The organism is Pseudomonas umsongensis, from assembly GCF_002236105.1.
Classification (GTDB): Bacteria; Pseudomonadota; Gammaproteobacteria; order Pseudomonadales; family Pseudomonadaceae; genus Aquipseudomonas; species Aquipseudomonas umsongensis.
The window spans coordinates 184,774-211,340 of the sequence record NZ_NIWU01000003.1; the positions used below are offsets into that span (position 1 = coordinate 184,774).

A 26,567-nucleotide genomic window follows, 5' to 3' on the forward strand; every position below is an offset into this window, starting at 1 on the left:
TAACGCAGCCCGTTTTTAACGTGCCCGGGGCGGAACCGAACGAGTACGGCCGCTGCCATCGATGGCGACGAACACAAACACCGCTTCGGTAACTTTGCGCCATTCGCTGGACAGTGGATCGTCGCTCCAGACCTCGACCATCATCTGGATCGAGCTGCGGCCGATTTCCAGTGCCTGGGTATAGAAGGAGAGCTGGGCGCCCACTGCGACCGGAACCAGGAATGCCATGCGGTCGATCGCGACAGTGGCCACGCGACCGCCAGCCACCTTGCTGGCCATCGCAGTACCGGCCAAGTCCATCTGCGCCACCAGCCAGCCGCCGAAAATATCGCCAAAGCCGTTGGTTTCGCGAGGAAGCGCGGTAATTTGCAGGGCCAGGTCGCCTTGCGGGATCGGATCTTCTTGTTCGAGCTCTATCATGCGGGGGGTGCCTCTGACCCGTGACTCTTCGTTGTGTAGCGGATAAATAGCCGTCCTGGAAAAACGATTCATCCCCGAACTCACTGCGTTCGTCACGTTTTTCGTAAGGCGCCTAAAGGGAAACTCTGCGAAATCGCCTATGAACCTGACAGGCGTTTTCGCACAGCAACCCCTTACAAGCTATTACACAATTGCGAGTATATCGGTCGATAGACTCCGATACGACCGTCCGGTTCTCATTTTGCCCATCAAATACGCGCCTCTATGTGCTTTTTCGAACAATTTGCTATCGTGCCGGTCCTGCCCGAGCCCTTGCCAGCGTTGTTGGGGCGGCAGACCTGACTATAAGAGAAGCCCTTGCCATGACCACAGCGCCCTCGAGTATCGCGCAGCCTTCCCCATCCGCACGTCCGCTGACCCGCAACGACTACAAGACGCTATCGCTGTCGGCCCTGGGTGGCGCGCTGGAGTTCTACGATTTCATCATCTTCGTGTTCTTCGCCACGGTGGTGGGCAAGCTGTTCTTCCCGGCGGACATGCCCGAGTGGCTGCGCTTGATGCAGACTTTTGGCATCTTCGCCGCCGGCTACCTGGCGCGGCCACTGGGCGGCATCGTGATGGCGCACTTTGGCGACCTGTTGGGGCGCAAGAAGATGTTCACCCTGAGCATCTTCATGATGGCGGTGCCAACCCTGATCATGGGCCTGTTGCCGACCTATGCACAGATCGGCATGTGGGCGCCGATCCTGTTGCTGCTGATGCGGGTGATCCAGGGCGCGGCAATTGGCGGTGAGGTGCCGGGTGCCTGGGTCTTCGTTTCTGAACACGTACCGCAACGGCATGTCGGCTATGCCTGCGGCACCCTGACCAGCGGCCTGACGGCGGGTATCCTGCTGGGTTCCCTGGTTGCCACGGCGATCAACAGCATTTACACGCCAGTTGAAGTGGCGGATTACGCCTGGCGGATCCCGTTCCTGCTCGGTGGCGTGTTCGGTCTGTTCTCCGTGTACCTGCGCCGTTGGCTGCACGAAACTCCGGTGTTCGCCGAGCTGCAGCAGCGCAAGGCTCTGGCCGAGGAGGTGCCGTTGCGCGCGGTGCTGCGTGACCATCGCGGTGCAATTGCCATTTCGATGCTGCTGACCTGGCTGTTGTCCGCCGCCATCGTGGTGTTGATCCTGATGACCCCGACCGTGCTGCAGACGGTCTACCACTTCGCGCCAACCACCGCGTTGCAGTCCAACAGTGTGGCAATCGTGTTCCTGAGCATTGGCTGCATCATTGCCGGTGCGTTAGCGGATCGCTTTGGTGCGGGGCGCGTGTTCGTTGTCGGATGCATGGCGTTGCTGGCCAGTTCCTGGACGTTCTATCACAGCCTGGCCGACCATCCCGACTGGTTGTTCCCGCTGTATGCCCTGACCGGTCTGCTGGTGGGCACCATCGGCGCGGTCCCGTACGTGATGGTCAAGGCGTTCCCGCCAGTGGTGCGTTTCAGCGGCCTGTCGTTCTCGTACAACGTGGCCTACGCGATTTTCGGTGGTTTGACGCCGATGGTCGTCAGCCTGCTGCTCAAGGAAAGCCCGATGGGACCGGCGTATTACGTGGCGGTGCTGTGCGGGGTCGGGATATTGGTGGGGGCGTATCTCTGGAAGAAAGGGCGCTAATTCACCGCCGATCGTTCCCACGCTCTGCGTGGGAACGCAGCCAGGGTCGCTCCGCGGCCCTTCCTAAAGCTGGAACGCGGAGCGTCCCTTGAGGCATTCCCACGCAGAGCGTGGGAACGATCTGTCGGCAGATGCTGGCCTTTCATCCAATTGTCATATTTCAGCCATAGAGTGTTCACACGGCCTGCTGATACTTGGCCCCGAATAACACACCCTATCTGCTAGGAGTAAGGCATGAAACTGAAGCGTTTGATGGCGGCAATGACTTTTGTCGCTGCTGGCGTTGCGACTGCCAACGCGGTTGCCGCTGTTGACCCTGCTATCCCGAGCTACACCAAGACCACTGGTGTGTCGGGCAACCTGTCCAGCGTCGGTTCCGATACCCTGGCCAACCTCATGACCCTCTGGGCTGAGAACTACAAGAAAGAATACCCGAACGTAAACATCCAGATTCAGGCCGCCGGTTCGTCTACCGCGCCACCTGCGCTGACCGAAGGCACCGCTAACCTGGGCCCGATGAGCCGCAAGATGAAGGATAACGAGCTGCAAGCCTTCGAAACCAAGTATGGCTACAAGCCAACCGCTATCCCGGTTGCCGTGGACGCCTTGGCTGTATTCGTGCACAAGGACAACCCGATCAAGGGCCTGACCATGGCTCAAGTCGACGCGATTTTCTCCTCGACTCGCCTGTGCGGCGCCAAGACCGACGTCAAGACCTGGGGTGATCTGGGCGTGACCGGTGACCTGGCCAACAAGCCGCTTCAACTGTTCGGTCGTAACTCGGTATCCGGCACCTACGGCTACTTCAAGGAAGAAGCCCTGTGCAAAGGCGACTTCAAGCCGAACGTCAACGAACAGCCAGGTTCGGCTTCGGTCGTGCAGTCGATCAGCTCCTCGCTGAACGGTATCGGTTACTCGGGCATCGGCTACAAGACTGCCAGCGTGAAAACCGTTGCCCTGGCCAAGAAAGAAGGCGGCGAGTTCATCGAAGACACCGAAGAAAACGCCCTGAACGGCAAGTACCCGCTGTCCCGCTTCCTGTACGTATACGTCAACAAGGCCCCGAACAAGCCTCTGGCGCCGCTGGAAGCCGAGTTCGTGAAGCTGGTTCTGTCCAAGCAGGGCCAGGAAGTCGTGGTGAAAGACGGCTACATCCCGCTGCCAGCCAAGGTTGCAGCAAAAGCACTGGCTGACCTGGGTCTGCAGGAAGGTACCGAAGTCGCAAAAAAGTAAAACCCTGATCCGGGGCTAACCCCGGATCTCTTTGGGGGGCTTGTGTGGTGAGGGGATTTATCCCCTCGCCACGGAGTTGCGTTCCAACACCCCCAAATTTTTCGCTCCGCTGCCGGTTTCACCGGGCGGCGGATTTGTTGCGTCACTGCACTGTCATCTTTCTGTCATACAGGATAGCTAGGGTGTGCGAATGAATGATCTGGCCAATTCCACAATGACTACAAATCCCCCCAAGCGAATTGATTTCAATACGCCTGAGCTACAACGCAAGCGCCGTATCCGCGCGCTCAAGGATCGCCTGACCCGTTGGTACGTCCTGGTGGGCGGCCTCGCCGTTCTCGGCGCGATCACGCTGATCTTTTTCTTCCTCGCCTACGTCGTTGCGCCCCTGTTTCAGGGGGCCAGCCTGACATCGAAGGACGCCATCACGCCGGCCTGGATGCAAGACGCCGGCAAGCCGTTGATGATCTCCCTGGAAGAGCAGAACCAGGTCGCGATGCGGGTTTCCGACAAGGGCCAGGCACTGTTCTTCGACATCGACAGTGGTGTCGAACTCAAGCGCGTCGATCTGCCGATCCCGGCCGGTGCCAGCGTGACGTCCATCGGTGACGACCAGCCAGGTCACCCACTGGTGGCGGTGGGCTTGTCCAACGGCCAGGCCATGGTGTTCCGCCACACCTACAAAGTCAGCTACCCGGACGGCAAGAAGACCATCTCGCCAGCCATTGAATACCCGTATGGCGAATCCCCGATCACGCTGAACGAGGCGGGTGGTGCGCTGGAACACGTCAGCCTCAACGCCAACGATTCGACCCTGATGCTGGTGGGTTCTACCGGTTCGCAACTCAATGTTTTGTCGCTGACCAGCGAAGAAAACATGATGACAGGCGAAATCACCAGCGAGCAGAAGCGCATCGATCTGCCGCAGATGACCGAGCCGGTGAAGAACATCTTCGTCGACCCGCGTCAGCAGTGGCTGTACGTGATCAACGGTCGTGCCCAGGCCGACGTCTTCAGCTTGCGTGACAAGAGCCTGAACGGTCGCTACAAACTGCTGGAAAACGGTGAAGCCGAAATTACCGCCAGTACCCAGCTCGTAGGCGGCATCTCGCTGATCCTTGGCGACTCCAAAGGTGGTCTGGCCCAGTGGTTCATGGCCCGCGACCCGGATGGTGAGCAGCGCCTGAAGCAGATCCGCACCTTCCAGATGGGCACCACGCCCATCGTTGAAATCACCGCCGAAGAGCGCCGCAAGGGCTTCGTCGCCCTCGACGCCTCGGGCAAGCTCGGCGTGTTCCACAGCACCGCACACCGTACCCTGCTGGTCGACCAGGTGGTCGAAGGCCAGGGCCTGTTCGGTCTGTCGCCACGGGCCAACCGCGTGATCGTGGAGGCCGGCGGCAAGTTGCAACCGTTGCTGCTGGACAACCCGCACCCGGAAGTGTCGTGGAGCGCGTTGTGGAGCAAGGTCTGGTACGAGAACTACGACGAGCCTAAATACGTCTGGCAATCGACCGCCGCCAACACCGACTTCGAACCCAAGCTGAGCCTGTCGCCGCTGACCTTCGGTACCCTGAAAGCCGCGTTCTACGCCATGCTGCTGGCCGCTCCACTGGCCGTCGCCGCGGCGATCTACACCGCGTACTTCATGGCTCCGGGCATGCGCCGCAAGGTCAAGCCGGTGATCGAGCTGATGGAAGCGATGCCGACGGTGATCCTCGGTTTCTTCGCCGGTCTGTTCCTCGCCCCTTATGTGGAAGGGCATCTGCCGGGCATCTTCAGCCTGCTGATGTTGCTGCCAATCGGCATCCTGGTCGCCGGTTTCACCTTCAGCCGACTGCCGGAATCGATTCGCCTGAAAGTCCCTGACGGCTGGGAAAGTGCCCTGCTGATTCCAGTGATCCTGTTCGTCGGCTGGCTGTCGTTGTACATGAGCCCGTTCATGGAGAACTGGTTCTTCGGCGGCGACATGCGCATGTGGATCTCCCACGACCTGGGCATCACCTACGACCAGCGCAACGCCCTGGTGGTCGGCCTGGCCATGGGCTTCGCAGTCATCCCGAACATCTACTCCATCGCCGAAGACGCCGTATTCAGCGTGCCGCGCGGCCTGACCCTGGGCTCGCTGGCCCTCGGTGCAACGCCGTGGCAGACCATGACCCGCGTGGTGATCCTCACCGCCAGCCCGGGCATCTTCTCGGCGCTGATGATCGGCATGGGTCGTGCGGTCGGCGAAACCATGATCGTGTTGATGGCCACCGGTAACACCCCGGTCATGGAAATGAACCTGTTCGAAGGCCTGCGTACCCTGGCCGCCAACGTCGCGGTGGAAATGCCGGAGTCGGAAGTCGGCGGCAGCCACTACCGCGTGCTGTTCCTCTCGGCGCTGGTGCTGCTGCTGTTCACCTTCGTCATGAACACCCTCGCGGAACTGATTCGTCAGCGTCTGCGCAAGAAATACTCGTCGCTTTAAGAAAGGTAGAAGTCTGTGAAACAGAACTCCCTGAAAGGATGGTTCAAGAGCGGCGCCCCGGGCGTCTGGATCAGCGGTGGCGCGGTGTCCATCGCGGTCATCATGACCATTGGCCTGCTGGCGGTGATTGCCGTGCGCGGCCTGGGTCACTTCTGGCCGGCGGACCTGATCCACGCCAGCTACGACGTGCCGGGCCAGGCCAATCATTTGGTCATCGGCGAAGTGGTGCAGAAGGAAGAAGTGCCACGTGCGCGTTTGAAGAGTGCCGGCCTGCCGGTGCCTGAGGACGGCCCGGAGTTCATGACCCGCGAGCTGATCAAGGTCGGCAACCGTGACCTGAACGGCACCGATTTCACGTGGATCGTCGGCGAGTGGCTGACCAATCAGAAAACGCCGGTCGAATTGATGGCGCTTGAGCGTCGCGAGTGGGGCAATTTCTACGGCTACCTGGTCAACGTCAAACAGGACGGCAAGGTGATTGCCGAAGGCGAGGCTGCATGGCCCGAGCTGCAGGCGCGGATCAACCGCGTGAATCAGCTGGCTGCCCAGCTCAAGACCCTGGAGAAGTCCGACATCGGCGCGATCAACGCCGGGTTGGAACGCATCCGCCTGCACGGCCGCAAACTGGAGCTGGACGGCAAGCTCGACGCCGCTGCGCAAGCGGACATGGAATCCGAGCGCGCCGAGCTCAATGCCCGTTATCAAGACATCGAGGCCCGTCTGGGCGATCTGCACGCGCAGTTCAACCGCGACAGCCTTACTGCCCGCGATGCCAACGGCAAGGAAATCGAAATCAGCCTCGGCAAAGTGGTTCACGCCTACCAGCCGAACGCCATGGGCACCTTTACCAAGATCGGTTTCTACTTCAGCAAGGTCTGGGAGTTCCTGAGCGACGACCCGCGTGAAGCGAACACCGAAGGCGGGATTTTCCCGGCGATCTTCGGCACCGTGATGATGACGTTGATCATGGCGATGATCGTGACCCCGTTCGGCGTACTGGCCGCGGTGTACCTGCGTGAATACGCCAAGCAGAACACCCTGACCCGGGTGATCCGCATCGCGGTGAACAACCTGGCGGGCGTTCCGGCGATCGTCTATGGCGTGTTCGGGCTGGGCTTCTTCGTCTACGTGCTGGGTGGCTCACTCGACCGCCTGTTCTTCCCTGAAGCCTTGCCGGCGCCGACCTTCGGTACACCGGGCCTGTTGTGGGCATCGTTGACCCTGGCGCTGCTGGCGGTGCCGGTGGTGATCGTGGCCACCGAAGAAGGCCTGGCGCGGATTCCTCGCACCGTGCGTGAAGGCTCGTTGGCCCTCGGCGCGACCAAGGCGGAAACCTTGTGGAAGATCGTATTGCCAATGGCCAGCCCGGCCATGATGACCGGCATGATCCTCGCCGTGGCACGCGCCGCGGGTGAAGTGGCGCCGCTGATGCTGGTGGGTGTGGTGAAGCTGGCGCCGTCGCTGCCGGTGGATGGTAATTACCCTTACCTGCACCTGGACCAGAAGATCATGCACTTGGGCTTCCACATCTATGACGTCGGTTTCCAAAGCCCGAACGTCGAAGCCGCGCGGCCGTTGGTGTACGCCACGGCGCTACTGTTGGTGCTGGTGATCGCGACGTTGAACCTGTCGGCCGTTTATATCCGTAACCACCTGCGCGAGAAGTACAAGGCGCTGGATAGCTGATTAGCAGCAGCAATTATTTCTATGTGGGAGCGAGCCTGCTCGCGAAGCTTTTGGCGCCATTGATGGCCCCTTCGCCAGCAGGCTGGCTCCCACAAAAATTGAACCGAATTTGTTAGCACAGGGAGCCTCCCATGCAGCACGAAGCACATACCCACGGCATCAACATGTCGGCCCTGGGTCGCGACAAACAGAGCCTGAGCCTCGAGCAGGAAACCGTGGCCATCGAAGTGCCGGGCCTGAGCCTGTTCTACGGCGACAAACAAGCACTGTTCGACGTCAGCATGAACATCCCGAAACAGCGCGTGACCGCCTTCATCGGCCCGTCCGGCTGCGGCAAGTCGACGCTGCTGCGCACCTTCAACCGCATGAACGACCTGGTGGACGGTTGCCGTGTCGAAGGCGCGATCAACCTCTACGGCAACAACATCTACCGCAAGGGCGAAGACGTGGCCGAGCTGCGTCGTCGCGTCGGCATGGTGTTCCAGAAGCCGAACCCGTTCCCGAAAACCATCTACGAGAACGTGGTCTACGGCCTGCGTATCCAGGGCATCAACAAGAAACGCGTACTCGACGAAGCGGTTGAGTGGGCGTTGAAAGGCGCGGCCCTGTGGGACGAAGTCAAAGACCGTCTGCATGAATCGGCGCTGGGCTTGTCCGGTGGCCAGCAACAACGCCTGGTGATTGCCCGTACCATCGCCGTGGAGCCGGAAGTGCTGTTGCTCGACGAACCCTGCTCGGCACTCGACCCGATCTCGACGCTGAAAGTCGAGGAGCTGATCTACGAGCTGAAATCCAAGTTCACCATCGTCATCGTGACCCACAACATGCAACAGGCCGCGCGGGTTTCCGACTACACGGCGTTCATGTACATGGGCAAACTGGTGGAATTCGGCGACACCGATACCCTGTTCACCAATCCGGCGAAGAAGCAGACCGAAGACTACATCACCGGTCGTTATGGCTAGTAAGCGGTTGTTGCTCACTAAACTGACGCTGCGGTCCACCGCACCTTACCGGACGCTCCAAGGACGCCAACATGATTAGTAAAGAAGGCCTTACCCACCACATTTCCGCGCAGTTCAACGCCGAGCTCGAGGAAGTGCGCAGCCACCTCCTGGCCATGGGCGGGCTGGTCGAAAAGCAGGTCAACGACGCGGTCACCGCGCTGATCGAGGCCGATTCCGGCTTGGCCCAGCAGGTGCGTGAGATCGACGACCAGATCAACCAGATGGAACGCAATATCGACGAAGAATGCCTGCGTATCCTGGCCCGTCGTCAGCCGGCGGCGTCCGACTTGCGTTTGATCATCAGCATTTCCAAATCGGTGATCGACCTGGAGCGCATCGGTGACGAAGCGACCAAGATCGCCCGTCGCGCCATCCAGCTGTGCGAAGAAGGCGAAGCGCCGCGGGGTTACGTCGAGGTTCGCCACATTGGCGACCAGGTGCGCAACATGGTCCGTGATGCGCTGGATGCCTTTGCCCGTTTTGACGCCGACCTGGCCTTGTCGGTGGCGCAGTACGACAAGATCATCGACCGTGAGTACAAGACGGCCCTGCGTGAACTGGCGACCTACATGATGGAAGACCCACGCTCTATCTCGCGGGTCTTGAGCATCATCTGGGTACTGCGTTCGCTGGAGCGCATCGGCGACCACGCACGCAATATCTCGGAGCTGGTGATTTACCTGGTGCGAGGCACAGACGTACGTCACCTGGGCCTCAAGCGCATGAAGGAAGAAGTTGAAGGAACCAGCGGCGAAACCGCTAATGTTCCGGGCAAATCTGACGATAAGTAAGATTGCCCAATTAAAGCGCCCGGCCTATTGGCCGGGCGTTTTCGTTTGGGGGTCGCCGGGATTTTTTAAAGGGGTTGTGGATGAGTAAGGTCAGTGTGTTGGTCGTGGACGATGCTGCGTTCATTCGTGACCTGGTGAAGAAATGCCTGCGCAACTATTTCCCGGGCATGCGCATCGAAGACGCGGTCAACGGCCGCAAGGCGCAGTCGCTGCTGGCCAGGGAGGCATTCGACCTGGTGCTGTGCGACTGGGAAATGCCAGAGATGTCCGGCCTGGAGCTGCTGACCTGGTGCCGCGAACAAGACAGCCTCAAAGGCATGCCATTCGTGATGGTGACCAGTCGTGGCGACAAGGAGAACGTCGTCCAGGCGATCCAGGCCGGCGTTTCCGGCTACGTCAGCAAACCCTTCACCAACGAGCAACTGATCACCAAGGTCAAGCAGGCGCTGCACAAGGTCGGCAAACTCGACAGCTTGATCAGCGTGGCGGCGACCAAAACGATCTCGGCATTTGGTAACGACACCCTGAACGCATTGACCAGTGGCAAGCCTGCCGTGAGTGCTCCGGCGCCCGCGGCAGCATCCCCAGGGTTGCTCAACAGCCCACCGGTCAAGGCTCCGGTGGCTGCTACTGGCGGCGGTGGACGCGGCCAGGGTCAGCTGCGGCTGCCCAACGGCATCCAGCCGTGCGTGATCAAGGCGCTGAGCCTCAAGGAAGCGCTGCTGGTGGTCAAGCGCACCGACAGCCTGCCGCAGGTCCTCGACAGCGCCGTACTGGATCTGGAGCAGGGCGAGAGTGCCGAAGTGGCCCGCCTCAATGGCTACCTGCACGCTGTGGTGGCCCACGAGCCCAAGCCCGACAGCGACTGGCTGCAGCTGACCTTCCGCTTTGTCGATCAGGATGCGCAGAAACTCGACTACATTTCGCGATTGATCGCTCGTGGTACGGCGCAGAAGCATTTCATTCCTGGCGCTTAAGACCGCCTTCGCGAGCAAGCCCGCTCCCACAGGGTTTGCGCCGACCTGTAGGTGCGAGCTTGCTCGCGAAGAGGCCCTCGAAATCACCGTACATCCATCTGAACATCTGCCGACTTCACAGGTCCATTGCGCCTGCTAGGCTCAATCCCAAACCTGAATCGACAGAATCCCGCCCATGTTCGCGCGCCTACTGTTTTTCTGTGGTCTTTTCATCGCCTCGACTTCGGCCATGGCAGTGACCATCTACAAGTCCACCGACGCCAGTGGCGTGGTCTCCTACAGCGACCGCCCCACGAAAGGCTCCAGCGTGTTCACGTTCCGCGATCGCATGGTCGAGAACCTCGAGCGTCAGGTGTACCTCGTGATCATGAAAAAGGACGGCGTGGACAGCGTCTACGTTCGCAATGACCTGTATGCGCCGGTCGAAATCGAATTGAGCTTTACCGGGTTGAACAACGTCAGCGGTGCACCGAGTCGTCCCATTCGTCGGGTAATGCCATTGCGAAGCAGCATTCGCCTGGCACAGCTCACGCCGACCAGGGCCGGGCGGCCGCTCGCCTACCTTCCCAAGTTCGAATATTCCCTGGGCGACCCCGAAGGCGCTGCCGTGGCCTACCGATACCCGTACCCCTGGCGTGGCGGACCGTTTCGCGTGAGCCAGGGCGCCGAAGGCCAATACAGCCACTTCGGCCCGAGGAATCGCTACGCCATCGACATCGCCATGCCGGAAGGCACGCCGATCATTGCCGCGCGGGGCGGGATCGTGGTGAAGACCGAAAACGGGCAGACCGGGCGCGGTACCGATCCGTCGGGCAATTTCGTGCGGGTGCTGCATGATGACGGGACGATGGGCGTGTACCTGCACCTGCAAAAAGGTTCGGTCAGCGTGCGCGAAGGGCAGCGGGTCGTCGTGGGCAGCCCGCTGGCGCTGTCGGGCAATACCGGCAACAGCAGCGGGCCGCATCTGCACTTCGTGGTGCAGCGCAATACCGGCATGGGGCTGGTGTCGATCCCGTACCAGTTCAAGCAACCGATGGGGGCGTTACCCAACTTCGCGCTGGGCAAACAATAATGCGTTGACTGATCTGACGCCTTCGCGAGCAGGCTCGCTCCCACATTTGAAATGCATTCCAATGTGGGAGCGAGCCTGCTCGCGAAGGGATCGACTCGGCTCTGGATCAGCCCATCAATCGAGCATCAACACCTTGGCCAGCACAATCTTCGGTCCCTTCATCTTCTTGATGATGATGCGCAGGCCTTCGACTTCCAGCACTTCTTCCTCTTCAGGAACGCGCTTGAGGCTTTCATAGACCAAACCTGCGAGGGTTTCGGCTTCAACGTGGTCCAGGTCGATACCCAGCAGGCGCTCGACCTTGAACAAGGGCGTATCGCCCCGTACCAGCAGCTTGCCTGGCTGATAAGCGAGGATGCCGCGTTCGGCCTTGCGGTGTTCATCCTGGATATCGCCCACCAGCACTTCCAGCACGTCTTCCATGGTCAGGTAGCCGATGATGTTGCCGTCGGCCTCTTCGACCACGGCGAAGTGCGAGCCGCCCTTGCGGAACTGCTCCAGCAGCTGCGACAACGGCATGTGCCGCGACACGCGCTCCAGCGGGCGGGTCAGTTCGGCCAGGTTGAACGACTCGGGAATGTGGTCCAGGGCCGCCAGCTCCAGCAGCAGGTCCTTGATGTGCAGCAGGCCGACGAACTCCTGGCGCTCGCTGTCGTACACCGGGTAACGGCTGAACTTGTGGCGACGGAACATCGCCAGGATTTCCTTGAGTGGCGCGTTGAATTCCAGGGTCACCAGGTCTTCGCGGGAGTTGGCCCAGTCGACCACTTCCAGTTCGCCCATTTCCACGGCCGAGGCCAGTACGCGCATGCCCTGGTCGCTCGGGTCCTGTCCACGGCTGGAGTGCAGGATCAGTTTCAGTTCTTCCCGGCTGTAATGGTGCTCGTGGTGCGGGCCGGGTTCGCCTTGCCCGGCGATGCGCAGGATCTGGTTGGCGCTGGCATTGAGCAGGTAAATGGCCGGGTACATGGCCCAGTAGAACAGGTACAGCGGCACGGCGGTCCACAGCGACAGCAGTTCGGGTTTGCGGATGGCCCAGGATTTCGGGGCGAGTTCGCCGACCACGATGTGCAGGTACGAAATGATGAAGAACGCGGTGAAGAACGACACGGCCTTGACCACTTCGGCCGAATCGACGCCCACGGCACTCAGTACAGGCGCCAGCAGGTGCGCGAACGCAGGTTCACCGACCCAGCCCAGGCCCAGCGAGGCGAGGGTGATACCCAATTGGCACGCCGACAGGTAAGCATCGAGCTGACTGTGCACGGTGCGCAGGATGTGTCCACGCCAGCCGTGCTGCTCAGCGATGGCTTCGACCCGGGTCGAGCGCAATTTGACCATGGCGAATTCCGCCGCAACGAAAAAGCCGTTGAGCAAAACCAGGATCAGAGCAAAAAGGATCATGCCGAAGTCGGCGAATATTGTTGCGAGGGTCAAGCCAGGGGAAGGGTCCATGATGGAGTTTTGCGGGTTCCGTGTAATCGAATGAAAAGAAAAAAGTGCACCTGAAAGGCAGGCACAAGTCAGCCAATGTAGCGGCTGACCGTGAAATTGCCTAGTGGCGTGTGCTGGCCGGTATCAGTCGGCGGTGCTGATCACCCGGGATTTGCTGACCTGAGCAGGTGCAAAGTGGCAGGTAAATGTACTCCCGTGGCCCGGCACACTGCTGATTTCCATGCGCGCGCGATGACGCAGCAGGACATGCTTGACGATCGCCAGGCCCAGCCCGGTACCGCCGGTGTTGGAATTGCGGCTGGAGTCGACGCGGTAGAAGCGTTCGGTCAGGCGCGGCAGGTGCTTGCTGTCGATGCCGATCCCGGAGTCCTGTACGCTCAGGTGCGCGCCTTGCTCATCGCCCCACCAGCGGATGCGGATGCTGCCTTCGGCGGGGGTATATTTCACCGCGTTGAACACCAGGTTGGAAAACGCGCTGCGTAATTCCGCTTCACTGCCCTTGAGCAGAATCGTCGGGTCGGCTTCCAGGGTGATCTGTTGATTCTTCTGGCCCGACAGCTGTTGAGCGTCGCCCTTGATCGACTGCAGCAAGCCATCAATGGCCACTGGCTGGTTGTCCGACGGGTAATCGGTGGCTTCCAGCTTGGCCAACAACAGCAGGTCATTGAGCAAGGTTTGCATGCGCCCGCCTTGCTGCTGCATCTGTTGCAGGGCACGGGTCCAGCGCGGGTTCACTTCCTCGACGTTATCGAGCAGGGTTTCCAGGTAGCCACAGATCACCGTCAGCGGCGTGCGCAGCTCGTGGGAAACGTTGGCGATGAAGTCTTTGCGCATCTGTTCCAGCTGATGGATACGGGTCACGTCGCGCACCAGCATCAGGTGCTCATTGTTGCCGTAACGGGTGATGTACAACTGGATGCGCATCCGGTCGTTGGTCGGCGAAGGGATTTCCAGCGGTTCGGCGTAGCTGTCCTGCTCGAAGTATTCCTTGAAGCGCGGATGGCGTACCAGGTTGGTCACCGGCTGGCCGCTGTCCTGCGGGGTCTTGAGGCCCAGCAGGGTTTCAGCGGCACGGTTCCACCATTCCAGATTGCCGTCGCTGTCGAGCATGACCACCGCGTCTTTCAAGGCAGCGGTGGATTCCTGGACCCGGTCGATGACCGCTTGCAGGCGCCCGCGAACGCGTTGGTCGCGACGTTGCAGATGGTAGATGCTGTCGAACACCTCGCCCCACAGGCCGTAGCCATCGGGAGGTGCTTCATCGGGTTTGTGCAGGCGTAGCCATTCGTGCAGGCGTAGCAGTTGCTTGAGGGTCCAGGCCAGGTAAACCCCAAGCCCCGCGGCGAGGCTCCAGCCGTAGTAGCCGGTGATCAGGCCGATCACCAGGCAGGCGGTGACCAGCAGCAGCATGTGGCGAATCAGGGTGCCATGCCAGTTTTGGTTCACTTGAAAGCGCGTCCTTGTCTACTTCTAAAACGGGGAAATCCGGGTCACGCTTTTGTTGAAAAGCGGTAACCGGTGCCGCGCACGGTTTGTACCAGGTTTTCGTAGGCATCGCCGAGGGCTTTGCGCAGGCGCCGGATGTGCACATCCACGGTGCGCTCCTCGACATACACATTGCCGCCCCAGACCTGATCCAGCAACTGGCCACGGGTGTAGGCGCGTTCCTGGTGGGTCATGAAGAACTGCAACAGACGGTACTCAGTCGGTCCCATTTCTGCCGGTTTGCCGTCGATGGTCACGCGGTGGCCAATCGGGTCCAGCAGCAGGCCGCCGACTTCGATCGGTGCTTCGCCATCGGAGGGGCCGGCACGGCGTAGCACGGCCTTGAGGCGTGCGACCAGCTCACGCGGGGAAAAGGGCTTGGTGATGTAGTCATCGGCGCCGACTTCCAGGCCCTGGATCTTGTTGTCTTCTTCGCCCTTGGCGGTGAGCATGATGATCGGGATATCCCCGGTCAGCTCGTCGCGCTTGAGGCGGCGGGCCAGCTCGATGCCGGACGTGCCGGGCAGCATCCAGTCAAGCAGGATCAGGTCCGGTTTGCGGTCGACGATAATGGCGTGGGCCTGCTGGGAGTTCTCCGCCTCCATGCAGTCGTAGCCGGCCATTTCCAACGCAACGGCGATCATTTCGCGAATGGGCGCTTCGTCGTCGACGATCAGAATGCTCCTGCCAACCATGCCTTAATCCTCTTGTCATTTAACTGTCTTGCGCCGCATTAGATAACGGAATTATTGCAGTCGTGTGACAGTATTTTAGTCACCCGGCGATTGTCATGAACCTGGGCTAAGCTCTAAGTCCGAATCCTGACAACCACAAACGGAAGGTTTCCATGAAACACATTGCTCAATCCTGGAAGGCTTTGCTGGTGACTGCTGCGCTAACGCTGCCGAGCATGGCCTTTGCCGATGAACCGGCGATGATGAAAGGCGGCATGATGGTCGACCATAAAGGCATGACGGTGTACACATTCGACAAGGACGAGGGTGGCAAGTCGATGTGTAATGGTGATTGTGCCAAGAATTGGCCGCCGATGATGGCACCGGCGGGCGCCAAGGCCGAGGGCAAATTTACGCCAATCAAACGCGATGACGGCACGATGCAGTGGGCTTATGACGGCAAACCACTTTATACCTTTGTGAAGGACGAAAAACCTGGAGACATGAAAGGCGACAAAATGAAGGACGTCTGGCACGTCATGCACGAGTCGCAGAAGTAAACGTGTAGGAGCGAGCATGCTCGCGATGATGGTCAACGATAACGCGGCAAGCCTGACACCCCGCGGCGTCTGTGAGATCTTCGCGAGCATGCTCGCTCCTACAGGAAAACGGGTCAACGCAACCCGTAATCCAGCACGATCCCGACAAAAATCGCCAACCCGGCCCAATGGTTGTGCAAGAACGCCTTGAAACAGCGCATACGGTCCTTGTCACGGGTGTACCAGAACTCCCAGGCAAAACAGCCCGCCGCCACCGCCAGTCCCAGATGGAACCAGCCGCCGAGCTCGAATTTAGACCCGGCCAGCAGCAGGCAACCCAACGCCAACCCTTGCAGGGTCAGGATGATCACCCGATCAGCCTCGCCAAACAGGATTGCCGTGGACTTCACGCCGATCTTCAAGTCATCGTCGCGGTCGGTCATCGCGTAGTAAGTGTCGTAACCCACCGTCCACATCAGGTTGGCGATCCATAGCAGCCACGCCGCCGCCGGCAGTTCTCCGGTCTCGGCAGTGAACGCCATCGGCATCCCCCAGGAAAACGCCGCGCCCAGCACCACTTGCGGGTAATAGGTGTAGCGCTTCATGAACGGATAGGTGAAGGCCAGCGCCAAGCCACCGAACGACAGCCAGACCGTTGCCGCGTTGGTGCATAGCACCAGCAGGAAGCTCAGGCCCATCAATAATGCAAAGAACACCAACGCTTCTTTGGAGCTGATCTTGCCGCTCGGCAGCGGGCGCTGTTCAGTGCGCTTCACATGGCCATCGACCTTGCGGTCCGCCCAATCATTGATCACACAGCCCCCCGCGCGGGTCAGCACCACGCCAAGGACGAAAATCACGATATTGGCCAGCGACGGCGAGCCCTTGCCGGCAATCCACAGCGCCCATAGCGTCGGCCACAACAGCAGGTAGATGCCGATCGGCTTGTCCATGCGCGTCAGCTGAATGAAATCCCAGGCCCGGGGATTCAAGCGGTTCAAGGACTTGAGCAGGCTCTGGTACATCAGCAATTCTCCGGATGGACGCGGGCGGCGCTCCACAGGGTCGGCAGGAAGATCTCGGCCACCAGCACACTCAAGGCGCCACGGTCGAAACGCGAGCGGCGAGCCCACAGCCCGGGCGCCCGCACTTCGCTCGGCAACCACGCCTGCGGGTAGTGGCAAACCTCGATGGCACGGCGCTGGAAGGCGTGATCGCAAAACAGCAGTTCGCCCAGGGAGCGGCTGCCCAATTCGTCCATGTGCAAGCCGTCGCCCTGCAACGCACTGCGCGCCGCTACGCTGCGGGCAAACACCAGGGCTTGCCCGTGGCCACGCAAATACACCTCGCGCACCCAGCCTTCACTGCCCTCGGCCAGGTCGAGCGCGGCGCATTCATCCGTGCGCAGGGGCTGCCACCCTTCGAATAATGGCGTGACGCTAAACGCATCATTCGTCAGATGAATGAGACGCCTGGTCAGCGAGCCATTATCGAACAACCAATCGAGGATAGACGTGTCGGGGAGAGGCGTCAGTTGGCTTTGAAAGAGCCAGGTTGGGGGAGGGCAGGGGGATTCTGTGTGTTGCACAATGAGTCATTATTGGCAGCAAAGGAGCCTGTGAGCTTACCATGTCAGCCACCAATGTTGATTGATCCGGGCCACCGGATGCTCCGAACCGGCTTGCATCTGTCGTGCCCGATCAGTAAAAAAACGCTTTGAGCTGGATGGCAACGCAGTAACCATCGACCGTCCGCGCCGGCAATAGCCTGAATCCCGAGGAATTACCTGAATGAAAAAGTGGCAATGTATCGTCTGCGGCCTGATTTATAACGAAGCCGACGGTTGGCCCGATGACGGCATTGCGCCGGGCACCCGTTGGGAAGACGTCCCGGCAGATTGGCTGTGCCCGGACTGCGGTGTGGGCAAAATGGATTTCGAAATGATCGAAATCGCCGCCTGAACAACTGAGGAGTAAGGAATGAACGCACCTGTCGTAATCGTTGGTACCGGGCTGGCTGGCTACAACGTCGCTCGCGAGTTTCGCAAACTCGACAGCGAAACCCCGCTCCTGCTGATTACCGCCGATGACGGGCGCTCCTACTCCAAACCGATGCTCTCCACCGGTTTCGGCAAAAACAAGGACGCCGACGGCCTGAGCATGGCTGAACCGGGCGCGATGGCCGAGCAATTGAAGGCCGAGGTGCGCACCCATACCCGCATCAGTGGCATCGACCCGGGCCACAAGCGCCTGTGGATCGGCGAGGAAGCGGTGATCTACCGTGACCTGGTGTTGGCGTGGGGGGCGGAAACCGTGCGCGTACCCATCGAAGGTGATGCAGGTGATTGCGTGTTCCCGATCAACGATCTGGAAGACTACGCGCGCTTTCGCGCGGCTGCGGCCGGCAAGCGGCGGGTCTTGTTGCTGGGCGCCGGCCTGATCGGTTGCGAGTTCGCCAACGACCTGACCCTGGGCGGCTACGAGGTGCAGCTGGTTGCACCGTGCGAGCAGGTCATGCCGACCCTATTGCACCCGGCAGCGGCCGCAGCGGTCCAGGCCGGGCTGGAAAGCCTGGGTGCACGTTTCCACCTCGGGCCGCTGCTCAATCGCCTGCAGCGGGTTGCTGACGGCCTGGAGGCCCATCTTTCCGATGGTCAGGTCATACCGTGCGACGTGGTGGTGTCGGCCATTGGCCTGCGTCCGCGCATCGACCTGGCCACCGCTGCCGGCCTGCAGGTCAATCGCGGCGTAGTGGTCGACCGGCACCTGCAAACGTCCCATGCCAACATCTACGCCCTGGGTGACTGTGCCGAGGTCGATGGGCTGAACCTGTTGTACGTGATGCCCCTGATGAGTTGTGCGAGAGCGCTGGCACAGACCCTTGCCGGCAACCCAACGGTGGTCAACTACGGCCCGATGCCGATCACTGTCAAAACCCCAGTGTGCCCATTGGTGGTATCCCCGCCGCCACGGGGTACGGAGGGCTTCTGGACAGTCGAAGGGCAGGGCGCCGACATCAAGGTTTTATGCCGTGATGCCCACGGCAAACTGCTCGGTTATGCCCTTACAGGCGCAGCCGTGATGGAAAAGCTGGCCCTCAACAAAGAGCTTCCGGCACTGCTGGCGTAAATACCGGTCGTTCTGTCGGAATCACCCCCATTTTGCCCGTACATTGGCCGTGCCGACACTGGCGCGGCTCCTCACTGCGTGCCATCCTCACTCCCGTCTGCCGCAGAGTAGAGCACCTGCGGCGCTTTGGGCGCTGCTCCATAGAGGGCGGCACGGACATAACAACAAAAAACCGTCAAAGGGGCTTCACTAATATGCGTAAACCAGAACTCGCCGCAGCCATCGCTGAAAAAGCAGATCTAACCAAAGAGCAGGCCAACCGCGTCCTCAACGCCGTTCTCGAAGAAATCACCGGCGCCCTGCACCGCAAAGACAGCGTGACGCTGGTAGGTTTCGGCACCTTCCTGCAACGCCACCGCGGTGCCCGCACCGGCAAAAACCCGCAAACCGGTGAGCCGGTTAAGATCAAGGCCAGCAACACTGTTGCATTCAAGCCGGGTAAATCGTTGAAGGACAGTGTTAATCCGTAATCTGTTTCGCGAACCTGCAGTTCAGGGGAGCGGACTGAAGAATGGGCACGCCAATGAGATTGGGTGCCCATTTTTTGTTAATCGAGAAGTCCTGCTTATCAAGCATGTAGCCAAGTGGCTTTTGTCAACTGTCAGCTATGACAGTTACCGAACTTCAACCGATGGTTTATAAAAGGAGTTCATTAAATGCGGGCAAGGTGACGACATGACTTCGGACACTGCTATTGCAAAGGCTTTTTCCCCTGTGATAATCCCGGCAAAGATAAGGACGCTCTTTGACGACCTTTCTTTTGCGCACATTGCGGCCGCACATATTTCAGAAGCCACGGGCATACCGGTGACCATCGACGATGTCGTGACGCAGGACATGCTTGATAAAGTGACGGTCTTGAGTGTGCTGAGCGGGGCGCCTGGAAAGTTCACCAGCCTGCGAGGCATTGGGCATCTGCGCAATTTGCAAAACGTAATGATAGAAAATCAACCTGTCACTCGCCTGCCTGAAGACTTCGGAACGTTGGCAAAGTTGACGTCGGCGCACTTCATCAACAGCGCACTCAAATCAATTCCGGACTGGATAGGGAATCTCACCAGCCTGACCCAGTTGAATCTGAGCTCTCAAAGGCCGCTGGGCATTATGAGAGGCAGTATTCCGGAGTCGATCGGTAATTTGACAAGACTGGAACGCTTCGACGTGGGTAATAACAATAATCTGTGCGGAAAACTGCCAGACTCAATGGCCAGGCTGACCGCCCTCAAAAACCTGTTGATTCAAAGTAACGGGTTTGAAGACATGACTGTGTTGAATGCCATGCCTTCCACCACCAATATTAATTTCCACAATCAAGCCTTGGGCATTTTCGACTTGGGCAAAGTACGCCAAAACAATTCGCTGACCATCAGGCTACCTGAAATATTTGTTCAGGCCCAAACACCGGATGACAAGCTGTATGAGCCGAGTGGAGTTCAAATCGTGGGCGCTCCAGGAACGCATCTGGACCCAAACCGGCATGATGTGCATTTGCCGACCGGCACCACTGGTACGTTCGAAGTGATGCTGGCGATTCATGGGCGGCTGACAAATGTGAACTATCGCTACGCGGTGATCGAGTAACGGCCAACGATCCTTTGGTTAGCGGATGAAGAACCCCGAGATACGTCCCGCGTCTTGCAGGAAGTTTCCGGCAAGCTTGCGGGACAAACATCAAAATGTCGCAGCCTTAGGCCATTCCTACAGGACGATTTTTTTCATGTTCAGGATCGGTGTGTGAGGGCAGTCCAGAGCCGAGTGCGATGAATTACCTATTTACCATTCTGCTGATGGCCATGGCGATTATGCTACCAAACGGCAGGTTTGGAATCGTTAAACGTATCTCGAAAATGATGAATTTCCTTACAAAATTGAGGAAGCATCTGACGCTTTTTTAAGGTTGGCCTTCGGAAGCGCGACGGTTAGTTTGGTCACTCCCAATCTTCATCGGAGATATACCATGCCCAAGGCCAAAGAATTGCCCGCCGGATTAGAAAGCGTTAGCACTACCCCGTACATGTCCGCGACTTCAAGAAAGTTGCACCATGCCGCCACCCGCGCCCTGGACCATTACCTGAAACCCAATGCCTTGGTCATGACCGGGGCTCATCCACCCGGCGCGATCTTTGTCGTGGCGCCTGACATCGACAACGAGACGCTATTAGCCCACGCCTGTGAGTCGTTGGCGTCGGCCAACGTGATGGCAAGTGAAATCGCCGCAATGCTCGAGGGGGTGCACCGCAGTACGATGCTGGCGCTTCAGCAGGTGATCATGCTCGGTGAACTGGCGGTAAATCGAGTGCTGGATAACGTCGCCCCACCACACCCCGTCTGAGTCCAGAAAAGGCAGGCTTTCGTCCGTGACTTGGTAGTCATCGGCGTCAAAAATCCAGGCATCTCCTCCAAACATATCTGGAAGGTGGCGTTCTGGAATTTAATCGCTACACTGCGCCGGCCGTTCATTTTTCTTCTGAGGCTTGCGCATGAAATTTCGTTTTCTGCTGTGGATGCTGGGTTTGTTGATGGGTAAGGCCAGTCGGACCAATCCGGCGTTTCAGCAGCAGCTGGGTGATAAAGAACTGGTGTTTCAACTGCAGACCCTGGACGGGAAAGTAGCGCGGCACTTCCGGGTGAAGGATCAGCGCATCACCAGCAAGGCGGGTGTGTATGCCGAGCCAGCGTTTGCGATTGCCTTCAAGGATGCGGCCTACGGCTTTGCCACGATGCAGGCCAAGAACAAGCAGTTGGCGTTCATGACGGGTATTCAGGACAAGTCGATTCAGATCAAGGGCAACCCGGCGCTGGTGATCTGGTTCCAGGGGTTGACCAAGTATTTGAAGCCGCGGAAGAAGCCAACTAAAGGTAGCTGAGTTCCGATTTTTTGGCCTGATAAGTCGGTTATCTTGCCTCAAAAGAATGTATAGCTATCATTTCTGACAGGTGTTTTAAATGAGGACATGCTCCATTGTGGGGGTCTTAGTACATCAATGCCGACCTGGTGGAGCCTGATCATGAGTCAATCGCAAGCTAAAATAGCTGGGAATTTTTACGATCAAACTTTTGGTATCGGAGGTGTTGTAACCTTCCCAATCGATAATGTCGCCGCTAGTGATTTTCCTCAGGCGATAGCTACCCTGCCACAAAACAAATTGCTGATGGTTACTACTGGTGACGATACAAGTCTAAAAATGGTAAGGCTAAATGAAGACGGATCACTTGACTCGTCGTTTGCCAGTGGTGGGAGTGTCGTTGTTCCGACGTCCCGTATCGGTTATTTTTATGCTAACTCATTGGATTTGTTGCCAGATGACAAGTTTCTTGTTAGTGGCGCGATAAATAACACTGTCGCAATTGTTCGGCAGGTAAAGGATGGTGCGCCAGATCCCTCGTTTGGCGATAATAATGATGGTCAAGTCAGTTATAACGTTTACAATTTTCTTGATAGCAATAGCTATCCTGGTGCCAGTTTTCACAGCAGTGAAGCTGAGGGGGAGCAGGTCGATAAATCAACCGGTTACTCAAGCGGTGTTAGAGGAGTCGCAACTGCACTGGATGGTCAAATTGTTTTGACTCGGACTATCAAAGTCGGCGCAAGCGATTTTAGGGTAATCGTGATTCGACTGAGCGAGAATGGTTCATTGGACGAAACATTTGGTGGTAAGGGCTATGTATTCATTGCTTCCGCTAGCTCGGAGGAGCGTTTTAGTCGTGGGGTACTGTTACAGCAGGACGGTAAAGTTTTGGTTTTCTTTAAGTATAACGGCTATGTCCATGTCATTCGCTATAATCAGGACGGAAGCGTTGACATAAGTTACGGTGATAAAGGAACTGGTATTGTGACCATTCCGAGTATTAACTTATCTAGCACGCTAACTTCGATGGCACTAAAGCCTGACGGGGGGGTGGTAGCAGCAGGCGATAACTCAAGCGTTTCTGGAAGGAGTACGCTACTCGTTTCACTAACTTCGAATGGCAGTTTTTCCAAAGATTTCAATGAGGGGCAGCCAGCGTTATCTGTTTATTCTGGATATTCAAACAATGTGGTGAAAAGCCTTGCTTTGCAGGATGACGGGCGAATCCTAGTGGGGCTGGCAGTGTTTGTTGGTGATAGTAGAGAGCTGGTCAACCTGGTTGCGCGTTACCTTCCTGATGGGTCTTTTGATACGACGTTTGGTGGCGGAAAAGGGTTTATTGCTTTCGACGCAACTGAGGGCTTTTTCAGATCTCTAGCAGTGTTGCCGGACCACCGGGTGGTTTTTTGTGGGTATGGACGCGTAAGCGGTCTAGCAGGCCATGTGGTGCGCTGCTTGGCTTGATTTCTTCGGCCACCTTTACCCATTGCCAGCATGCTTGCTCCCACAGGAAGATCCAAATCCTTGTAGGAGCGATGCTGGCCCGCGAAGCTTTTAGGGTTGACTGAATTGCGACGCCAGCTCACGCAATAACACTTCAGCCTCCAGCACTTTGCTGACAACGTCTTCGGCTTTAGCACGGCTCAGGCCGAGACGTTCGAGCAGGGCGTCCGGGATATCTTCGTCCGGTCCCGAACCAATGCCCCGGCTGCGCAGCAGGCGTACGGCCAGGCAAACAAGGTTCGGGTATTCGGCGTAGGTGCCGTCGTAGTTTGGGTCGTGCTGGAAGCGCAGCGCGGTGGTGAGTTCTTCCGGCATGTCCCAGTAGCGCATCAGCCATGAACCGATCTGTTCGCGACTGATGCCGAGCAGGTGTTGCTCGATGTAGCTGTGGCACAGGTGTGGGTTGACCTCCATGTGACGGCAGATCAGCGAGAAGTGCGGCGGGAACACGTGGGCCAGCAGCAGGTAGCCGAAGTTGTGCAGCAGGCCCGCCAGGTAGGTCAGGCCCGCTTCCGGGCGCTGGGTGCGGGGCATGGCCCGGGTCAGGCCTTCGATGACCGCGGCCGTGTAGATCGATTGCTGCCAGTACGGAGTGCTGTGTTGCGGGCGGTCCTTGGGCAGGCTCAAGGTTTTTCCCAGGGCCAGGCCCAGCGCTAGGTTGATCACCAGGTCGAAACCCAGTACCCGGACGATCGCGTCTTCTACCGAACGAATCTTGCCCGGTGAGGCGTAGTACGGCGATGCGGCCCAGCTCACCACTTGTGCGGCGAGGGCCGGGTCGGTTTCGACCACGCCGGTAATGTCGTCGATAGTGGCGTTAGGGTCGACGCGCAGCTTGATGATCTTCTGCGCCGTTTCGGCCAGCGGTGGAATCTCGATGGTCGCTTCCAGTCGTTGCTGGATACGTCGCGCCGTGAACGCCTGGACGGCTTGGGAGATCTCATCGCGGTCATCGTCAGGGCGATCGAGGTTGGGGCGGATGCTGCTCAGGTTCTCGCCGAAGTTGGCGGCGCTGGCCTTGGTCAGCATGGACCTGAAGGCTTCGCTGGTGATCTCCAGCAGCACGCCCGGCTCCCCCGAATTGACCAGCACCATGGGTTCGCGCAACAGGCTTTCTTCATACAGGCAGGGCGAACTGGTCAGCGATGGCAGGCCCGGCAGCAGGCTCAGGCTGTGTTTGCCGAGCATTTTCTGCAGACGCTCGGTCGACACGGCTGTGAGGCGGCGGCCTGTGAGTTCGGTCAGGCGATTGAGGTCCAGCAATTGACTCTGCGGATACAGCACCATCAGCGCGCCGACACTGTCATCGAGCAGCACGGCCTGGACTTTGCGCGCAGCGTTCAGGCCGTGATGGTCGAGCACTTCTTCGAAGGTAATGCCCATTTTGTCCAGCAGCAGCCGAATGACCGACGGAGCGTGCGGGGCAGCAGGTGCGAGGGCAACTTCGGTCATGGTCTGTATCCGTTCCAAAACAATTTCAGGAGTATAACCAGCTTGCTCAAAGCCATCGCCTGGAAACTGAGACACTGCTCACACTTGGCCGTATTGCTGCCCGTGGCGCAACCAGCGGTCGAGTAACGGGCTGACATGGTCAGGCCAGCGTTCCAGCAAGGCCTGGGCGGCGTCGCGTACGGCAGGCAGCAGGTCGGCATCGCGCATCAGGTCGGCGACCTTGAATTGGAGCAGGCCGGTTTGCCGTGTGCCGAGCATTTCGCCGGGGCCGCGCAGTTCGAGGTCTTTTTCGGCAATCACGAAACCGTCGTTGGTTTCGCGCATGATACCCAGTCGCTGACGTCCGATCTGGGACAACGGCGGATGATAAAGCAGCACGCAATGGCTGACCGCGCTGCCCCGCCCCACGCGGCCGCGCAACTGGTGCAGTTGCGCCAGGCCCAGGCGTTCGGGGTTTTCGATGATCATCAGGCTGGCGTTGGGTACGTCCACGCCGACTTCAATGACTGTGGTGGCGACCAGCAGTTGCAGGTTGCCGGCCTTGAACTCGGCCATCACCGCCGCTTTTTCGGCAGGCTTCATGCGTCCATGGATCAAGCCGACTTTTAATTCGCCGAGGGCGGCGGTGAGGTCTTCGTGCGTAGTTTCAGCGGCCTGGCAGGTCAGCTCTTCCGATTCTTCGATCAGCGTGCACACCCAATAGGCCTGACGCCCTTCGGCGCAAGCACCGCGCACTCGTTCGATCACTTCGACGCGCCGGGTGTCAGTGACCAGCACCGTGTTCACCGGAGTACGGCCGGGGGGCAGTTCGTCGAGGATCGAGGTGTCGAGGTCGGCGTAGGCGCTCATGGCCAGCGTCCGGGGGATCGGCGTGGCGGTCATGATGAGTTGGTGCGGACACATCCGCCCGCCGACGCCTTTCTGCCGCAGCGCCAGGCGTTGCTGTACACCAAAGCGGTGCTGTTCGTCGATGATCGCCAGCGCGAGATTCTTGAACTGTACTTCGTCCTGGAACAGCGCGTGGGTGCCGACCACCATCGGCGCACCGCCCGCGATCTGCTCAAGCGCGGCGACACGGTTCTTGCCCTTGAGCTTGCCGGCGAGCCACGCGACTTCGATACCCAACGGTTCGAGCCAGCGCTTGAAGGTGATGAAGTGCTGCTCGGCGAGGATTTCGGTGGGCGCCATCAGGGCGACTTGATAACCGGCTTCCAGCGCCTGGAGTGCAGCCAACGCGGCGACCACGGTCTTGCCCGCGCCGACGTCGCCCTGAATCAGTCGCAGCATGGGTTCGTGCTGGCTGAGGTCGTAGGCGATTTCGTTGCCCACCCGTTGCTGCGCGCCCGTCGGGGTAAAGCCGAGGTTGGCTAAATATTGGCCGGGCAGCTTCGTGGCTTTCGGCATCGCTGGCGCGCGCAGGGCACGCATGCTCTCGCGCAGGCGCTGCTGGGACAGTTGATGGGTCAGCAGCTCTTCGAAGGCCAGGCGGTGCTGGGCCCAGTGGTGACCCAAGGCGAGTTCGTCGACATCGGCATCGGCAGGCGGGTTATGCAGGTAGCGGATCGCATCGGCCAGCGGCGCCAATTGGTAGTCGCGGGCCAGTTCCTTCGGCAGCCAGTCGGGCAGGCTGCTCGGGCCGAGCAAAGTCAGGGTTTGCATGCACAGCTGCCGAAGACGCTGTTGGGTCAGGCCTTCGGTGAGCGGGTACACCGGGGTCAGGGTTTCATCCACGGGCGGTGGTTCGTCGCCGGTGATGGCGCGGTATTCCGGGTGGTAGATTTCCAGCCCCGAGGCGCCGGGCCGCACTTCGCCGTAGCAGCGAATCCGCGTGCCGCGCTTGAGGCCTTCTTTCTGTGCATTGCTGAAATGATAGAAGCGCAGGCTCAGGCCGCCGGTGCCGTCCTGCATGCGCACGACAAGGCTGCGGCGTCGGCCCATGACCACGTCTGCGCCGCTGACGGTGCCTTCGACGACGGCGTCCTGCCCTGGGCGCAGTGCGCCGATCGGCACTACGCGAGTGCGATCCTGGTAACGCAATGGCAAATGAAACAGAACGTCCTGGAGATTCTCCAGGCCGACCTTGGCCAGTTTTTCGGCCATGGCTTCACCGACACCCTTGAGTGCCGTCACCGACACTTGCGACAACTCGGTCATGGCGTGGC

Annotated in this window: 24 protein-coding genes; 16 read left to right on the forward strand and 8 right to left on the reverse strand. The window is 59.3% G+C overall.

The annotated features are described in order from the left end of the window. Positions 1–15 precede the first annotated feature (15 nt). Positions 16–420: an acyl-CoA thioesterase gene (locus tag PSUM_RS17425; protein ID WP_007896491.1), complete on the reverse strand. Its 405-nt coding sequence runs from the start codon at positions 418–420 to the stop codon at positions 16–18. 362 nt (positions 421–782) lie between these two features. On the opposite strand from PSUM_RS17425, the gene PSUM_RS17430 reads away from it, so the two are divergent. The 8 genes from PSUM_RS17430 to PSUM_RS17465 all read left to right on the forward strand — a co-directional run bounded on the left by PSUM_RS17430 (position 783) and on the right by PSUM_RS17465 (position 11,320). Then, positions 783–2,081, forward strand: coding sequence for an MFS transporter (locus PSUM_RS17430; RefSeq protein WP_033043511.1), 1,299 nt, complete (start codon positions 783–785; stop codon positions 2,079–2,081). A 234-nt stretch (positions 2,082–2,315) separates the two neighbouring features. After that, a complete protein-coding gene (locus tag PSUM_RS17435) occupies positions 2,316–3,314 on the forward strand; it encodes a phosphate ABC transporter substrate-binding protein PstS (RefSeq protein ID WP_020797934.1) in 999 nt (332 codons plus the stop codon). Between the two features lie 190 nt (positions 3,315–3,504). Beyond that, a complete protein-coding gene (locus tag PSUM_RS17440) occupies positions 3,505–5,787 on the forward strand; it encodes an ABC transporter permease subunit (RefSeq protein WP_033042684.1) in 2,283 nt (760 codons plus the stop codon). Positions 5,788–5,802: 15 nt separating this feature from the next. Further along, positions 5,803–7,473, forward strand: coding sequence for a phosphate ABC transporter permease PstA (gene pstA, locus PSUM_RS17445; protein ID WP_020797932.1), 1,671 nt, complete (start codon positions 5,803–5,805; stop codon positions 7,471–7,473). 131 nt (positions 7,474–7,604) lie between these two features. Further along, on the forward strand, positions 7,605–8,438 hold the full coding sequence (gene pstB / locus PSUM_RS17450) for a phosphate ABC transporter ATP-binding protein PstB (RefSeq protein WP_020797931.1): 834 nt from the start codon (positions 7,605–7,607) through the stop codon (positions 8,436–8,438). A gap of 71 nt (positions 8,439–8,509) precedes the next feature. Further along, positions 8,510–9,271, forward strand: a complete 762-nt coding sequence (phoU, locus tag PSUM_RS17455) for a phosphate signaling complex protein PhoU (protein WP_008064514.1) — start codon at positions 8,510–8,512, stop codon at positions 9,269–9,271. An 80-nt stretch (positions 9,272–9,351) separates the two neighbouring features. Further along, complete coding sequence (locus PSUM_RS17460; RefSeq protein ID WP_020797930.1) at positions 9,352–10,248, forward strand: response regulator; 897 nt, start codon at positions 9,352–9,354, stop codon at positions 10,246–10,248. 175 nt (positions 10,249–10,423) lie between these two features. After that, positions 10,424–11,320, forward strand: a complete 897-nt coding sequence (locus tag PSUM_RS17465; RefSeq protein ID WP_083349918.1) for a peptidoglycan DD-metalloendopeptidase family protein — start codon at positions 10,424–10,426, stop codon at positions 11,318–11,320. A gap of 114 nt (positions 11,321–11,434) precedes the next feature. Here the strand turns inward: PSUM_RS17465 and PSUM_RS17470 are convergent, their stop codons facing one another. The 3 genes from PSUM_RS17470 to phoB form a co-directional block, all read right to left on the reverse strand. After that, positions 11,435–12,775, reverse strand: a complete 1,341-nt coding sequence (locus PSUM_RS17470) for a hemolysin family protein (protein WP_008064508.1) — start codon at positions 12,773–12,775, stop codon at positions 11,435–11,437. Positions 12,776–12,898: 123 nt separating this feature from the next. After that, complete coding sequence (phoR, locus tag PSUM_RS17475; protein WP_218646489.1) at positions 12,899–14,185, reverse strand: phosphate regulon sensor histidine kinase PhoR; 1,287 nt, start codon at positions 14,183–14,185, stop codon at positions 12,899–12,901. 80 nt (positions 14,186–14,265) lie between these two features. Continuing rightward, positions 14,266–14,955, reverse strand: coding sequence for a phosphate regulon transcriptional regulator PhoB (phoB, locus tag PSUM_RS17480; RefSeq protein WP_020797927.1), 690 nt, complete (start codon positions 14,953–14,955; stop codon positions 14,266–14,268). A 152-nt stretch (positions 14,956–15,107) separates the two neighbouring features. Between phoB and PSUM_RS17485 the strand changes: the two genes are divergently transcribed. Further along, positions 15,108–15,494: a COG4315 family predicted lipoprotein gene (locus PSUM_RS17485; protein WP_033045501.1), complete on the forward strand. Its 387-nt coding sequence runs from the start codon at positions 15,108–15,110 to the stop codon at positions 15,492–15,494. Between the two features lie 113 nt (positions 15,495–15,607). Here the strand turns inward: PSUM_RS17485 and ubiA are convergent, their stop codons facing one another. Next, positions 15,608–16,498, reverse strand: coding sequence for a 4-hydroxybenzoate octaprenyltransferase (ubiA, locus tag PSUM_RS17490; protein ID WP_083349916.1), 891 nt, complete (start codon positions 16,496–16,498; stop codon positions 15,608–15,610). After that, entirely contained in the window at positions 16,498–17,061 is a 564-nt protein-coding gene (locus tag PSUM_RS17495; RefSeq protein ID WP_033045499.1) for a chorismate--pyruvate lyase family protein, read from the reverse strand. The genes ubiA and PSUM_RS17495 overlap by 1 nt, the downstream gene beginning before the upstream one ends. A 202-nt stretch (positions 17,062–17,263) precedes the next feature. Between PSUM_RS17495 and PSUM_RS17500 the strand changes: the two genes are divergently transcribed. The 7 genes from PSUM_RS17500 to PSUM_RS17530 all read left to right on the forward strand — a co-directional run bounded on the left by PSUM_RS17500 (position 17,264) and on the right by PSUM_RS17530 (position 22,914). Next, positions 17,264–17,434, forward strand: coding sequence for a rubredoxin (locus tag PSUM_RS17500; RefSeq protein ID WP_007995385.1), 171 nt, complete (start codon positions 17,264–17,266; stop codon positions 17,432–17,434). 18 nt (positions 17,435–17,452) lie between these two features. Continuing rightward, positions 17,453–18,601, forward strand: coding sequence for an NAD(P)/FAD-dependent oxidoreductase (locus PSUM_RS17505; RefSeq protein ID WP_033045498.1), 1,149 nt, complete (start codon positions 17,453–17,455; stop codon positions 18,599–18,601). Between the two features lie 194 nt (positions 18,602–18,795). Further along, a complete protein-coding gene (locus tag PSUM_RS17510) occupies positions 18,796–19,071 on the forward strand; it encodes an HU family DNA-binding protein (RefSeq protein WP_003213368.1) in 276 nt (91 codons plus the stop codon). 205 nt (positions 19,072–19,276) lie between these two features. Continuing rightward, on the forward strand, positions 19,277–20,182 hold the full coding sequence (locus PSUM_RS17515) for a leucine-rich repeat domain-containing protein (protein ID WP_042955426.1): 906 nt from the start codon (positions 19,277–19,279) through the stop codon (positions 20,180–20,182). Between the two features lie 376 nt (positions 20,183–20,558). Beyond that, positions 20,559–20,933, forward strand: a complete 375-nt coding sequence (locus PSUM_RS17520; RefSeq protein ID WP_083349915.1) for a DUF6124 family protein — start codon at positions 20,559–20,561, stop codon at positions 20,931–20,933. Between the two features lie 148 nt (positions 20,934–21,081). Then, positions 21,082–21,468: a hypothetical protein gene (locus PSUM_RS17525; protein ID WP_020797918.1), complete on the forward strand. Its 387-nt coding sequence runs from the start codon at positions 21,082–21,084 to the stop codon at positions 21,466–21,468. A gap of 141 nt (positions 21,469–21,609) precedes the next feature. Then, positions 21,610–22,914 (forward strand): NHL repeat-containing protein, encoded by a 1,305-nt coding sequence (locus PSUM_RS17530; RefSeq protein ID WP_162276372.1) that lies wholly within the window; start codon positions 21,610–21,612, stop codon positions 22,912–22,914. 90 nt (positions 22,915–23,004) lie between these two features. Here the strand turns inward: PSUM_RS17530 and PSUM_RS17535 are convergent, their stop codons facing one another. Continuing rightward, the gene (locus PSUM_RS17535; RefSeq protein WP_020797916.1) at positions 23,005–24,405 is read right to left on the reverse strand and encodes an aminoacyl-tRNA deacylase and HDOD domain-containing protein; all 1,401 of its coding nucleotides are present in this window, start codon (positions 24,403–24,405) and stop codon (positions 23,005–23,007) included. A 78-nt stretch (positions 24,406–24,483) separates the two neighbouring features. Next, a complete protein-coding gene (gene recG / locus PSUM_RS17540; RefSeq protein ID WP_020797915.1) occupies positions 24,484–26,559 on the reverse strand; it encodes an ATP-dependent DNA helicase RecG in 2,076 nt (691 codons plus the stop codon). Positions 26,560–26,567 lie beyond the last annotated feature (8 nt).

Excerpts from the sequence above, each read along its gene's own strand:
- PSUM_RS17425 (WP_007896491.1), bottom strand. The coding sequence starts at position 420 with ATGATAGAGCTCGAACAAGAAGATCCGATCCCGCAAGGCGACCTGGCC.
- PSUM_RS17430 (WP_033043511.1), top strand. The coding sequence starts at position 783 with ATGACCACAGCGCCCTCGAGTATCGCGCAGCCTTCCCCATCCGCACGT.
- PSUM_RS17435 (WP_020797934.1), top strand. The coding sequence starts at position 2,316 with ATGAAACTGAAGCGTTTGATGGCGGCAATGACTTTTGTCGCTGCTGGC.
- PSUM_RS17440 (WP_033042684.1), top strand. The coding sequence starts at position 3,505 with ATGAATGATCTGGCCAATTCCACAATGACTACAAATCCCCCCAAGCGA.
- pstB (WP_020797931.1), top strand. The coding sequence starts at position 7,605 with ATGCAGCACGAAGCACATACCCACGGCATCAACATGTCGGCCCTGGGT.
- phoU (WP_008064514.1), top strand. The coding sequence starts at position 8,510 with ATGATTAGTAAAGAAGGCCTTACCCACCACATTTCCGCGCAGTTCAAC.
- PSUM_RS17460 (WP_020797930.1), top strand. The coding sequence starts at position 9,352 with ATGAGTAAGGTCAGTGTGTTGGTCGTGGACGATGCTGCGTTCATTCGT.
- PSUM_RS17465 (WP_083349918.1), top strand. The coding sequence starts at position 10,424 with ATGTTCGCGCGCCTACTGTTTTTCTGTGGTCTTTTCATCGCCTCGACT.
- PSUM_RS17470 (WP_008064508.1), bottom strand. The coding sequence starts at position 12,775 with ATGGACCCTTCCCCTGGCTTGACCCTCGCAACAATATTCGCCGACTTC.
- phoR (WP_218646489.1), bottom strand. The coding sequence starts at position 14,185 with ATGCTGCTGCTGGTCACCGCCTGCCTGGTGATCGGCCTGATCACCGGC.
- phoB (WP_020797927.1), bottom strand. The coding sequence starts at position 14,955 with ATGGTTGGCAGGAGCATTCTGATCGTCGACGACGAAGCGCCCATTCGC.
- PSUM_RS17485 (WP_033045501.1), top strand. The coding sequence starts at position 15,108 with ATGAAACACATTGCTCAATCCTGGAAGGCTTTGCTGGTGACTGCTGCG.
- ubiA (WP_083349916.1), bottom strand. The coding sequence starts at position 16,498 with ATGTACCAGAGCCTGCTCAAGTCCTTGAACCGCTTGAATCCCCGGGCC.
- PSUM_RS17500 (WP_007995385.1), top strand. The coding sequence starts at position 17,264 with ATGAAAAAGTGGCAATGTATCGTCTGCGGCCTGATTTATAACGAAGCC.
- PSUM_RS17505 (WP_033045498.1), top strand. The coding sequence starts at position 17,453 with ATGAACGCACCTGTCGTAATCGTTGGTACCGGGCTGGCTGGCTACAAC.
- PSUM_RS17510 (WP_003213368.1), top strand. The coding sequence starts at position 18,796 with ATGCGTAAACCAGAACTCGCCGCAGCCATCGCTGAAAAAGCAGATCTA.
- PSUM_RS17515 (WP_042955426.1), top strand. The coding sequence starts at position 19,277 with ATGACTTCGGACACTGCTATTGCAAAGGCTTTTTCCCCTGTGATAATC.
- PSUM_RS17520 (WP_083349915.1), top strand. The coding sequence starts at position 20,559 with ATGCCCAAGGCCAAAGAATTGCCCGCCGGATTAGAAAGCGTTAGCACT.
- PSUM_RS17525 (WP_020797918.1), top strand. The coding sequence starts at position 21,082 with ATGAAATTTCGTTTTCTGCTGTGGATGCTGGGTTTGTTGATGGGTAAG.
- PSUM_RS17530 (WP_162276372.1), top strand. The coding sequence starts at position 21,610 with ATGAGTCAATCGCAAGCTAAAATAGCTGGGAATTTTTACGATCAAACT.
- PSUM_RS17535 (WP_020797916.1), bottom strand. The coding sequence starts at position 24,405 with ATGACCGAAGTTGCCCTCGCACCTGCTGCCCCGCACGCTCCGTCGGTC.
- recG (WP_020797915.1), bottom strand. The coding sequence starts at position 26,559 with ATGACCGAGTTGTCGCAAGTGTCGGTGACGGCACTCAAGGGTGTCGGT.